The organism is Streptomyces nanhaiensis, from assembly GCF_046614825.1.
Lineage (GTDB): Bacteria > Actinomycetota > Actinomycetes > Streptomycetales > Streptomycetaceae > Streptomyces > Streptomyces radiopugnans.
On sequence record NZ_JBKJFM010000376.1, the window covers coordinates 1 to 773 of the forward strand.

Below are 773 nucleotides of genomic sequence, written 5' to 3' on the forward strand. Positions count from 1 at the left end.
GTGCCCCGCGACCGCGAGGGCAGCTTTGATCCGAAGATCGTCAAGAAGCGGCAGAAGCGCCTGACCGGCGTGGACGAGATGGTGATCTCCCTGTCCGCGAAGGGCCTGACCACCGGCGAGGTCCAGGCCCATCTGGCCGAGGTCTATGGCGCCGAGGTCTCCCGCCAGACCATCTCCACGATCACCGACAAGGTCATGGACGGCATGGCCGAGTGGCAGAACCGGCCCCTCGACCCGGTCTATCCGGTGCTCTTCATCGACGCGATCCACGTGAAGATCCGCGACGGTGCCGTCGCAAATCGGCCGATCTACGTGGCCCTGGCCGTCACCGTCGAGGGCCGACGGGACATTCTGGGGCTGTGGGCCGGCGACGGCGGCGAGGGCGCCAAGCACTGGCTGCACATCCTCACCGAGATCAAGAACCGCGGCGTGAACGACGTCCTCATGCTCGTCTGCGACGGGCTGAAGGGGCTTCCCGACGCGGTGGAGACCATCTGGCCCCGCACCACCGTCCAGACCTGCGTGGTCCACCTGTTGCGGAATTCCTTCCGCTATGCCGCCCGCCAGGACTGGGACAAGATCGCCAAGCTTCTCAAGCCCGTCTACACCTCGGCGACCGAGGAAGCCGCCCTCGAGCGGTTCGCGGAGTTCGCCGATGCGTGGGGCAAGAAGTATCCGGCGATCGTCCGGCTCTGGGAGAACGCCTGGGAGGACTTCACTCCGTTCCTCCGGTTCGACACCGAGATCCGCCGCATCGTCTGCACGACGAACGC

Annotated in this window: 1 protein-coding gene; it reads left to right on the plus strand. The window is 66.4% G+C overall.

Features of this window, described 5'->3' with window-relative positions; all coding sequences use genetic code 11:
- On the plus strand, positions 1–773 hold a 773-nt coding region (locus ACLIYP_RS30675; protein ID WP_412716333.1), incomplete at both ends, for an IS256 family transposase.